Genomic DNA, 10467 nt, shown 5'->3' with positions numbered 1-10467 from the left:
TCGTCGCATCGTTTTCACGACAGCAACCGCATGACGGCCGTTGCGATTTGATGTGCAAGGTAGGGTGGAACCGCGTTGCCGACCTGATGATACTGCTTCGTGCGTGGGCCGCAGAACCAGTAGTTGTCCGGGAACGTCTGCAAACGTGCTGCCTCGCGCACAGTCAGCGCGCGGCATTGCTTCGGATCCGGATGGATGAAGTAGTGTCCGTCCTTCGAGATGTGGCTGGTCACGGTCGTTGACGGCTTGCCTGCTGCCTGCGTTCGGAAACGGTCGGCGAAGTCTCCGGAGCTGCGATTTTTGTGTTTCGGCTGCAGAAACTCAGGGAACTCGATCAGCTTCGGGGCTTTCTTGAATACATGAGTGTAGGCGGCCGAATACATGTACCGCCCGAGGTCTTCCGGAATGTGGCCGCGGGTCTCGTGCTGGAGTGTTGTGCGCAACCGGTCGTCAGAGAACCAAGCTTGGAGATGATCCGGCATTTTTGACTTCTCACCCTTCCAACCACTGCTGCGATGGTGAGGCAGATCGTTGGCCGAGGCGATCGCGCGCGCGATTGCTTGTACATCGTCGGGGATTTCACTGGCATTCGCGATGGCGAGGGCCTGCTCACGGACAGCGTGGTGCCAACTGTAAACGCTGTCCTGTCGGCTCAAACCGCTTCTCAATTGCCACATGCCGGTGATGGCCTCACCGACCGTGACCGGCGGCTGGGGTTCCCCCAGGATCGGGCCATCCAAATCCAGACCTGCCGCGATGTCCTTGCGTATCCCGAGGATGATGACACGGTGGCGAGCCTGAGGAACACCATGGTCTTCGGCCCGGATAAGGAAGCTGCGCGCCTCAGCCCGGCTGCCATCTTCGGGTGTCGGTTGAGCCAGGGGGAGCAGTCGATACCCGTCCCCCGAAGCCTCGAGATCATCCAGAACCCTGCTGAAGATGCCCCCGCCATCGACCTTGCTCGATAGCATGCCTTTGACATTCTCCATGACAAAGGCCGCCGGATTCAGGCGATCCAGAATTCGCACGTATTCTCGATACAGGTAGTGCCGCTCATCCTGCTCCGGCACGTAATCAGCCTTGCCCTTGTTCCTTGAACGACCCGCGAGGGAATAGGCTTGGCAGGGCGGCCCCCCGATCAGGATCGTGTTTCCTCCGTGCGCTTCGCGGGTATGGTCGAGTTCGACAGCCAGCTCTTCGAACACGCCGTCCCCACCCAGAACCCGCTGCCTGGCCTCCTGTTCCGCCAACTTCCAGTTCGATGGATAGAGTTCCGACCAGTCAGGAAAAGGTGCGCCCTTGTTCAGCGCATTGTAGTATTCCTGAGGAAACTCGTCGAAGGACCGCAGGAAAGCGCGCAATCGCAGCGTCTGGATGGCGTGGTCATCCATTTCGACGGACAGATGGATCTTCATCCCTGCATCGGATGCACGACCAGCCCGCGAGAAGCCCTCACCGAGGCCACCGGGTCCCGCAAATAGATCAATGATGGCAAATTTCCGGGTCATGGCGATCCTTCCTGGACGCGCATCTCTACCAGGTTTTGCTATCAATGCCAGGTGGAAAATGGGGGCCAAATGGCTACATTTCCCTCATGACGGATGTGGTGGACAAGAAAACGCGATCACGAATGATGGCGGGGATCAGGGCAACGAACACGAAGCCGGAGATGCTTGTCCGCCGGGCATTGCATGCGCGAGGCTTCCGATTTCGCATTCATGACAAACGACTTCCTGGGCGACCAGATATCGTGTTGCCGAAATGGAAGGTTGCGATACAGGTTCATGGCTGTTTCTGGCATCGTCACTCCGGTTGTTCCAAGGCCACCAATCCGTCCACTAATGCCTCCTTTTGGGCGGAGAAGTTTCGGGCCAATGTTGAAAGAGACGCTGCTGCGGTCGAGAGGCTCTTGGAGGAGAGGTGGCGCATCCTCGTGGTCTGGGAGTGCTGTCTCGACAAGGCCGGACTGGCAAAGGCAATTGATATGATAGAGGATTTCATCAAGCTTGGCCCCAATCATCCTGTCCACTTCGCTGAAGTGGGCAAGCCAGATGTTGCAGTCGTCGAGGCGTAAAGTCGCTGCCGACCGTGGCCGCGCACTGGGAACACGGCGATGCAATGGGATGACCGTGCGCCAAGGTATTTCGATACGATAAATCCTTGCCCGTAAACCTTTTCCGTGGGATTGGTGATCGACGCTGCAAAAAGCACGTGACGAGCATTCTCGGTGTTCAGTCCCGGCATTTAGTGGATCGGGTTCAAGATGAAACTGTCTGGTTCTGAAGTCCAGATATTGCAGATGTATTCGTAGGGTGTAAGCCCGTTGAGGGTCTTGAGCCTGCGCGCGAAGTTGTGAGCTGCCATGAAGTCTGCGAGGTGCGTCCGCAGCTGACACGGGTGTCATAGGGCTCTGTTGCGCAAATCGCCTGATGGCCGAGGTTCCCGGCGCTTGAGCGCTTCATTGTAGGCTGGCCAGCTCCTGGTCCTGTAGGTCGGGGATGTGGGTCTGCTCATGCACCCGAGCTACCATGCTGGTTTCACGAGATGAATCCCTCACGGAATTTGCGCAACAAAGCCGATCGAAGCCACAAACAGGAAAGAGGACATTGGTGCAAACTCGGCGACGGCCCCCACCGCCGACTTCGGCCTACCCAGCCATGCCGCATGATATCCTGAATGACTGTTGAGTGGTAGCCGCACCGCAGCGTTGACCCTTCCGGTGCAGGTCCGGATTGGGCCGTTCACGTCGGTAGCATGCCTATCAGGCCCCGCATGGCACATGTTTCCATCTGCGCTTGCAGCGAATGGCGACTTCGCTTCCGATCCCGAAACGGCTATGGAGCGGCGTATCGCAACACGTGAGGCGTTTGATCACACAGGAGGTGTACTTGCTGCGGAAACTCGCCCTTGCAGTGGAGCCCGTTGACCGCGAGACGCTCCCGTCGCTGTTTTCGCGCATGGCAATCCTGAATGGAACCGACGCTGCCAACTTCGCCCTCGATCTCGGTACCACCTTTCGGCGTATCCTGGAGCAGGACGAAGAGGCTGTCGCGATTTTTGCAGAACGCGCAGGGCTGTCGGCCACGCAGCTCGCCGAAATGCTCTCCTGGACAGGTGAACGCATCGGAGACGTCCGGATGCGATTTCGGAAGGAAGTCTTTGTCTCGCGGGCCCTACGAAACCCGGTCATTCGGGGCTGTCCACACTGCGTGCGTGAGCAGGCAGCTGATCAGCCCCATCCATTGCGGCACATTGCCTTGCGAGGCGACTGGCTTTGCAGAGGTGTTGATATCTGCCACCAGCACCACCATCCGCTGGTTCCCTTGTGGTCCAGCGCGCGCCCCATCGAACGGGATGATATTGGAGCGAGATTGGCGGAAATCCTGCCAGGCCTGCGAGCAGGATCATTCGACTGCGCGCGCAGTGATCCTACCGACTATGACCTTTGGCTTGACAAGCGTTTATCGCAGGGTATCGCTGAGGACGACACATGGCTGGCCTCACAGCCGGTGTTTCCGGCGATCACGCTCTGCGAGTTCATCGGTGCAGCCTTGCTGCGCAAACAGGGCGAGGCCCCGGAAGATCGGCGCGCCAAGGCCATGGGCTTTGCCTATGTCTCGCAAGGCCCTGATGGGGCCCGAGCGGCTCTGGACATCCTCATGCGGTCACCGGACGGCGGCCACATCGTGACGCAGGGCGAATTGGGTCCGCTCTTCAAACATCTCAAGGGCATCTATCTTGATGACGATGCCTTTGCGGGGTTTCGAGGGATCCTTCGTGACTATCTTCTGGAGATCTGGCCCTTGGCGCCAGGTGATGACCTTCTCGGGCAGGCCGTGACAGAGCGGCGCCTCCACTCCCTCACGTCTGCATCCAAGGAAACCGGCATCGGCCCGGCTGTCCTGGATGATTTCTTGACAGAAGCAGGCGCGTTTGCGCCCGGTGACGCGCGTGCCGATGCACGCAAGACCTTTGATGCGAAGGCCTGGCAGCACGTCCTTGATGAAATCCCGACGCTGGTTGGTCCCATTGCGCTGCGACGGGCAATCGGCGCAACCTTGGCCGAATTGAACGGGTTGAAGGCAGACGGTGTCCTCGTCCAGAGGACCAAAGTTGCAACGATCAAATCGCCTTGGCGGATTGCGGATGGCCAAGCTCTTCTTGAGGAGTTGGAGGCCTACGCGCAGCCGGTGGCTCCAGAGGAGCCAGGGTGGGAGACGATCCAACTCGTTCACAAGCGTCTGGACCTCCCTGTTGGCGAGATCATTGCGGCCATCCGGACGGGGTCTCTGCGCCTTGGTCAGCGTCCTGATGTTTTCGGTTACCACGGGCTTGTGGTGGAAATCACTGAAGTTGCTGCGTTCAAGGCGAAGGTCGGGCCGAAGCGCAAGCCATCGACCAACCAGGGAGAGATGACCGGAGCGGCCTTCGCTCGGTCGGCGGGCATTCGGGGGAAAGGTCAATTCCTGGCTCTGATCGAAGGTGGTCACACGCCTGCGATGTTGGTTTTGAATCCCACGACCAGGCGTCGGGAAAGGCGCATGGGCCGCGACGACATCGCTGCGTTTGAGGCCAGCTACACGACACCATCGATGCTGTCGGCCGAAACCGGTGCGCATTTGAACACGATTCGGGCCGTTCTGCAGCGCGAGCGGGTCCAGCCGTTCCGACCGAATGGCCTGGATGTCGGACCGGTCTATCTTCGCAACGCTGTTGAGGCGGTTGTGGCACTCCTGAAATCTCAGGAAGGAAAGTGACCGCTAACCATGGGTTATGCTGAAATACCGTTCTATCCCAGTGTTCTAGAAGAAACCTTCGACACGGCACCCCCAGTCTCTTGACAGGGGGTGCGCATGAAAAACGCCAAATCGTGCAAGCTTATGGTGCATTTGCACCTGTGTCTGCGTGGCGACCCCGGAAGGACTCGAACCCTCAACCTGCCGATTAGAAGTCGGCTGCTCTATCCAGTTGAGCTACGGGGCCGCATGTGCCGCTTTTCAGCGATACGCCCCGGTTTGGCAAGTGCGTCCTTTCCGTCAGATGGCCTTGATCACTGCGATTACGAGGAAAATGAGTACGAGTGAAAACACAGAGATCCAAAGGGAGGGTTTTTGAAATTTTCCTTTGCGAGCGTAGCATTTTCCGCAGAAGTCCCCCAGAAAACGCATTTTGTGCCCGCAATCACTGCAGGTAAATATTCTAAGTGTCATACCCAGCTAAAGTCCCCTAGATGAGCGGCTAATTTTAGTCCTGTCGACTCGCTTCTTCGGCGGGTTCCACCCGCGTTCACTAGCGGGTAAGTGTTCGGTCGCGCAATATAAGACTTTTATGAACTCGAAACGTGAGCGGTTATGCCTCTGTTATCTGCGCGGATGAAACACATGATCAATTATGCGTCGTTTGCCGCCTGAAATCATCGTAAAATGCATGAAAATTTGGGAAGCCGCGTGGTTTTCATGCTGCCGCGACAGGAACAGATTGCAATCTGCACATTATTTACATGGGCAAACCCGCCAAGCGGGCGATTGGCGAAATGTCCTTTCCATTGTCGGTTGTAGGCGCAGCCAATTGTTCTCGATATATCTGGAATCTGCAATGTTTGGCAGGCCGCTGTTGGCGGATTTTTTCGCATTCGGGGCAGAAGGCCGAAAAAAGGTCGCTAAGCAGGCTACCAAAGAAGCCCTCTAAAACCATGCGGCCGGGTGGTTGCAACGTGCAGGTGCCGCCGGTCATCCGGCGTTGTTGCCCGCCGCGCCGCAAGGTGAAAAATTTCACCGTTCACTTACCGCCTAGATACCGTCAGGATACCGACGTACGAATTATGGGATTTCAATGGGTTGCGCGGGTCGTGACGGGAAATACCGACGCACCGCACCCGCGGCCCGACCTCCGCCCCGACCTTTGACCCGACCCGGTGCGAAATTCCGGTCTGTCCTGTGCGGCGAACGGCAGATGACGCCGCTGCGGTTTTCGCAGGGCGCCATCCTTTGGTCTTGTCGGGGGGGGCGGGTTTATTCGACCTCGGCCTTGATGGCCGACACTTCGGCGGCGCTCATCTGGCCAACGGTCTCGACCTCGCCGTCGTTGATTTCCCACAGGCGGAACGGCCCGGTGATATCGCCGTACTGGTCAAAGGTGACCGGGCCGATGACGCCTTCGTACTTGATGGGCTTGCCCGCCTTGATCAGGTCCAGCGCCTTCTTGAACTCGTCCGGCCCGGCATAGATCGGCTCACCGCCCTCGGCCACGACCGCATGGATCGCGTCGCGGATTGCCTCTGGCTCCTGCGATCCGGCCTCGGCCGCCGCAAGCGCCACGATGGCCCCCGCGTCGTAGGAACGGTCTGCCGCAGGCGCGTCCGGCGCGATCCCGCCCGAGAACTCTTTGAAACCGCTATAGAAATATTCGGTCGAGGCTGTTTCCGTGGTGCCCGAAGACGTGCCATAGGCGTCCTCAAGGTACTGCGGGCCGACCGCCTGGATGAATTCCTGCGCGTTCATCCCGTCGTTCAGCAGGAACTTCTGCGGCCCGCCGCTGGAAATCCACGCCCGCGCGATCGTCGCGCCGTCCACCGGATAGCTGATCAGGTACAGCGCGTCCGGGTCACCCTTCAGCGCCACTGTCGCCTCCGAGGCATAGCTCGACTGCTTTTCGTTGTACGGAGTTGTCGAGGTGATTTCGCCGCCGAGGGCCTCGTAGGACTTGGTGAACTCGCGCATCATGTTCAGGCCAAAGTCGTTGTTGACGTTGATGATGGCCAGCTTGGTCAGGCCCTGATCCATGGCGTATTTCGCCGCAGCCGTGCCTTGCAGCGCGTCCGAGGTGATGGTGCGGAAGAAATATCCGCCGGTCTTGCCGTCCTCGCCAAGCGCAGTCAGCGTCGGAGAGGACGAGGCGGGCGACACCTGTACCACCTTCGCCGGGGCCGTCACCGACGTCAGCATCGGGATCGAAACGGAGGAGATGATACCCCCGATCACCACCGGCACCTTGGCGATATTGACCAGCTGCGTCGCCTGATCCACGGCCACCGTGCCCTGGCTCTGGCTGTCGCGGATGTCGGCCTTGATGTCACAGCCGTCGATGCCCCCGGCGGTGTTGATGTCGTTGAACGCCATCTCGATCGCCTTCGCCCCGGCCTGGCCATAGGCCCCCGCAGGGCCCGTCAGCTCCAGCACCAGGCCGATGGTCACGTCGCAATCCTGCGCTGCCGCCAGTCCTGTCGTGGCGGCCAGCAGCGCTGTACTCAAAAGCAGTTTCTTCATCGTGTCTCTCCTGTTGATCTGCCTGTTCCGGCAGTGTTTTTTGGTCGTTCTTGTGGCCCCTGGGGCAGGGGGGGAGGAAAGGGCCTCAGGCCTCTTCCTTGTTCAGATTGTATTTCATGATGGCGCCGTGCCGCCCGGTTCGGTCGCGTTCCAGGGTATAGACGTCACCCTCCAGCGTGTGCCCCTGTGCCAGCACGGCGTCGATTTGCGCCAGGTCCCGGTCACTCAGCCGCAGCGCGCTGATCGCAAGGTTCGACGCCAGGTGTGCGCGGTTGCGCGCCCCCACGATCACCCCGGCCACCTGCGGGCGGCTCAACATCGCGGCACTGGCGACCGTGGCGATATCGCTGCCGTGGGCATCGGCAATCCCGCGCAACGTGCCCAGCAGCGCCTGGAACAGATCCCAGCCGCCCAGATCGTCGATGATCAGCTTGTACTTGATCAGCGACCGGTTCTCCATCTCGGCGCCCGGATCCGCGACGCCCAGCCAGCGGTCCGACAGGAACCCCCCCGCGACGGTGCCATAGCAGAGAAAGTTGACACCTGCCTCGGCGGCCAGATCGGCCATCCGTTTTTCCGGGCGACGATCCAGCAGGGAATATTGCACCTGCATCGTGCGGATCGGCACGCCTGCCGCCAGCATGGCCGCGACATGATCGGTGTCGAAATTGGTGCCGCTGACGAACTGGATGCGCCCCTCGATGCGGAATTCCTCCAACCAGCGGGCGGCCTGCAACCAGTCGCCGGCGCTGTAATCCCACCAGTGGAACTGCACCAGGTCCAGGCGTTCGACCCCCAGCCGCGCGCGGGAACGGTCGATGGTTTCCTGTAGCTGGTCACGCGTCAGCGTCGCCAGCTTGGCCAGGTCGGGCACGCATTTGGTATGCACACGCACCTCGGCCAGCGCCTCGGCCCCGCGCCGGTTCAGGTACTGGGCGCGGAACTGGCCGATCAGCTCCTCGACGCCGGTATAGATGTCGGCACAGTCAAATGTCGTGATCCCGGCATCGGCAAAGGCGATCATGTCCTCGACCGCCTCGGCCCGGTCCACTGCGCCATGGCCCCCGGCAAGCTGCCAGTTGCCGCGCAGCACACGGGAAATCTCATATCCCGGTGCCAGGGAAAATCGGTCGGGTCTGGGTAGGTCTGTCATGAAAGGGGTACTGCCGTTGTCTGAGAGTGCAGGAAAGTGCGTTTGCCCGTGCGCGTGATGCGGAACCGGGTCGTGCAATGCGGATCGGGGCAGGCGACCTCGGCGTCGGTGCTCATCCAGTCGTTCGGGTGGGTCGGGCGTTGCTTGGCGGGCAGCAGCGGCAGCAGCGCCGCCAGCGAATAGATCGAAAATCCCTGCCCGGGCGGCAGGTGCAGCATCTCGCCGCGCAGCTCGAAATAGTCGCCCACCTCTGCACCGCAATGGATCGCACCACCGTCGGGCGCGACCACCTCGATGCGCAGATCGAACAGGTCGAACGCTTCGTCCCGATCAGCCATGGCTTGCCACTCCCTTTGGTTCTGCCGCCTGCAACAGGTCCGCCCGGATCAGATTGAAGGATTGCGTAATGTCCTGGTGCAGCGCGTCAACCGCCGCCGCCGCATCGCGCCGATCCAGCGCCTCGACCAGGGACCAGTGATGATGCACCGCCGTCAGCCCGGGCGAGCGGCCATAGATCGTCGCCGCGGCACGCACGTAGGGCCCCGATTGCAACCAAAGGCTATGCGCCACCGGCAGCAGAACGGCTGAGCGCGCAGCGCCGTAGATGGCATAGTGGAAATCGTGGTTCAGCATCGAGGTCTGCACCGCCTGGTCCGGCCCAAGGGTGGCGAAGGCCGCCTCGCATCGCTCGGTCAGGTCGCGCAGCCCCGTGATGTCGGTTTGCGAAAGATGGGGCACTGCCATCCGCACCAGCTCGCCCTCGATCAGGCAGCGGGCGTGGGCAAGGTCGTCCAGCCGTTCCTGCGTGATCAGCGGCACCCGCACGGAGCGCGACGGCAACACCTCAAGCGCCTGTTCCGACACCAGCCGCGCCAGCGCCTCCCGGACTGGCATCAACGAGACATCCAGCGTATCGGCCAGCGATTGCATCCGCATCACCTGGCCTGCCTCAAAGACGCCATGGAACAGCGACCGGCGCAGCTCCTGATAGACGCGCTCTTGCAGGGATTCGCGGGCGACCTTTGTCAGGCCGGCCACCGCTGCCGGTTTGATGGCAGGGGGGTCTGTCGGGATCTGCCGGTCGGCCATTCAGCCCTCCGTTGGTGCTGGTCCTCAAATAGTGGTTGAATTTATTTTTTCTGTCAATAATCTTTGATCAAAGATATAAATCGGAACGGGGACGAAAACCGCCCGGATACCGTCAAGATACCGACGTTGCACAGCAGGGAAAAAACGTGATCGAAACTGAGCCTGAATCCCGGCCCGATCCGGTTCTTGAGGCCCGCGCGCTGCAAATGCAGTTCCAGGGGCTCAAGGCTGTTGATGGCATTTCCCTGGCTCTCGCGCCCGGTGAAATGCTGGGCCTGATCGGTCCGAACGGGGCTGGCAAGACCACGATGTTCAACATGTTGGCGGGGTCACTCTTGCCGACATCTGGTCATATTATCCTGAACGGCCAAGATGTTACACGGGACCGTCCAGAACAGCGCCTGGGGCGCGGGCTGGGCCGCACCTTTCAGATCCCGCGCCCGTTTGCGGAAATGACGGTGCTGGAAAATGTGCTGACCGGCGCGCGCGACCAAGCGGGAGAGCAGGTGTTCCACACGTGGTTCTCGCCCGGCCGCGTCGCCCGTGAGGAACGTCAAAGCGTTGAAAAGGCTCGGTATTTGCTTGATTTCCTTCTGCTGTCTCGGCTCGAGGGTGAACCCGCCCGCGTCCTGTCCGGCGGCCAGCGCAAGCTGCTCGAACTGGCCCGCCTGCTGATGGCTGACCCGTCTGTCTTGCTGCTGGATGAACCCGCCGCCGGGGTGAACCCCTCTCTGTTGGAAGTGATAATGGAGCGAATCCAAGCGCTTAATGGCCAAGGAAAGGCGATCCTGCTCATCGAGCACAACATGGATATGGTGGCACGCATGTGTTCGCGCGTTTTCGTGATGGCCGCGGGACGCGAACTGGCGCAGGGCGCGCCCTCGGACGTGATCCGCGATGCCCGCGTGATCCAGGCCTACCTGGGGGATGCCACGTGAGCAGTGCCGTCCTGAGTACCCA

9 protein-coding genes, 1 tRNA gene and 1 pseudogene are annotated in these 10467 nt (G+C 60.6%); 3 read left to right on the top strand and 8 right to left on the bottom strand.

Annotated features, from left to right (window positions below):
* Nucleotides 1–14 precede the first annotated feature (14 nt).
* The gene (locus DL237_RS11430; protein ID WP_119399204.1) at nt 15–1508 is read right to left on the bottom strand and encodes a DNA cytosine methyltransferase; all 1494 of its coding nucleotides are present in this window, start codon (nt 1506–1508) and stop codon (nt 15–17) included.
* Between the two features lie 98 nt (nt 1509–1606).
* On the opposite strand from DL237_RS11430, the gene DL237_RS11425 reads away from it, so the two are divergent.
* Nucleotides 1607–2074 carry a very short patch repair endonuclease gene (locus DL237_RS11425; protein ID WP_325048634.1) on the top strand — a complete coding sequence of 156 codons (468 nt, stop codon included), beginning with the start codon at nt 1607–1609 and terminating at the stop codon, nt 2072–2074.
* A 170-nt stretch (nt 2075–2244) separates the two neighbouring features.
* Here DL237_RS11425 and DL237_RS11420 read toward each other — a convergent pair.
* Nucleotides 2245–2391, bottom strand: a pseudogene (locus DL237_RS11420) (IS481 family transposase); the annotation flags it as partial.
* A 497-nt stretch (nt 2392–2888) separates the two neighbouring features.
* Between DL237_RS11420 and DL237_RS11415 the strand changes: the two are divergent.
* The gene (locus DL237_RS11415; protein ID WP_158585627.1) at nt 2889–4757 is read left to right on the top strand and encodes a TniQ family protein; all 1869 of its coding nucleotides are present in this window, start codon (nt 2889–2891) and stop codon (nt 4755–4757) included.
* 149 nt (nt 4758–4906) lie between these two features.
* Here the strand turns inward: DL237_RS11415 and DL237_RS11410 are convergent.
* The 6 genes from DL237_RS11410 to DL237_RS11390 form a co-directional block, all read right to left on the bottom strand.
* Nucleotides 4907–4983 (bottom strand) — tRNA-Arg (locus DL237_RS11410).
* 513 nt (nt 4984–5496) lie between these two features.
* Nucleotides 5497–5775, bottom strand: a complete 279-nt coding sequence (locus DL237_RS20480; protein WP_147405342.1) for a hypothetical protein — start codon at nt 5773–5775, stop codon at nt 5497–5499.
* 236 nt (nt 5776–6011) lie between these two features.
* Nucleotides 6012–7265, bottom strand: a complete 1254-nt coding sequence (locus DL237_RS11405; protein ID WP_119399201.1) for an ABC transporter substrate-binding protein — start codon at nt 7263–7265, stop codon at nt 6012–6014.
* Nucleotides 7266–7350: 85 nt separating this feature from the next.
* Entirely contained in the window at nt 7351–8418 is a 1068-nt protein-coding gene (locus tag DL237_RS11400) for an aldo/keto reductase (RefSeq protein WP_119399200.1), read from the bottom strand.
* Nucleotides 8415–8756: a TIGR04076 family protein gene (locus DL237_RS11395; RefSeq protein ID WP_119399199.1), complete on the bottom strand. Its 342-nt coding sequence runs from the start codon at nt 8754–8756 to the stop codon at nt 8415–8417. The genes DL237_RS11400 and DL237_RS11395 overlap by 4 nt, the downstream gene beginning before the upstream one ends.
* Nucleotides 8749–9507, bottom strand: a complete 759-nt coding sequence (locus DL237_RS11390) for a GntR family transcriptional regulator (protein WP_119399198.1) — start codon at nt 9505–9507, stop codon at nt 8749–8751. The genes DL237_RS11395 and DL237_RS11390 overlap by 8 nt, the downstream gene beginning before the upstream one ends.
* Before the next feature lie 146 nt (nt 9508–9653).
* Here DL237_RS11390 and DL237_RS11385 point away from each other — a divergent pair, with 146 nt between their 5' ends.
* A complete protein-coding gene (locus tag DL237_RS11385) occupies nt 9654–10445 on the top strand; it encodes an ABC transporter ATP-binding protein (RefSeq protein WP_233544965.1) in 792 nt (263 codons plus the stop codon).
* Nucleotides 10446–10467: the final 22 nt, after the last annotated feature.

It is taken from the genome of Pseudooceanicola sediminis (assembly GCF_003575965.1).
In the GTDB taxonomy this organism is placed as follows: Bacteria; Pseudomonadota; Alphaproteobacteria; order Rhodobacterales; family Rhodobacteraceae; genus Pseudooceanicola; species Pseudooceanicola sediminis.
The sequence above is the reverse complement of the archived record's forward strand: the minus strand, read 5'-3'. Positions and strand labels throughout refer to the sequence as shown.

Bases quoted from the DNA above. Each gene is read 5' to 3' on its own strand.
- DL237_RS11430 (WP_119399204.1), bottom strand. From the start codon at position 1,508: ATGACCCGGAAATTTGCCATCATTGATCTATTTGCGGGACCCGGTGGC.
- DL237_RS11405 (WP_119399201.1), bottom strand. From the start codon at position 7,265: ATGAAGAAACTGCTTTTGAGTACAGCGCTGCTGGCCGCCACGACAGGA.
- DL237_RS11400 (WP_119399200.1), bottom strand. From the start codon at position 8,418: ATGACAGACCTACCCAGACCCGACCGATTTTCCCTGGCACCGGGATAT.
- DL237_RS11395 (WP_119399199.1), bottom strand. From the start codon at position 8,756: ATGGCTGATCGGGACGAAGCGTTCGACCTGTTCGATCTGCGCATCGAG.
- DL237_RS11390 (WP_119399198.1), bottom strand. From the start codon at position 9,507: ATGGCCGACCGGCAGATCCCGACAGACCCCCCTGCCATCAAACCGGCA.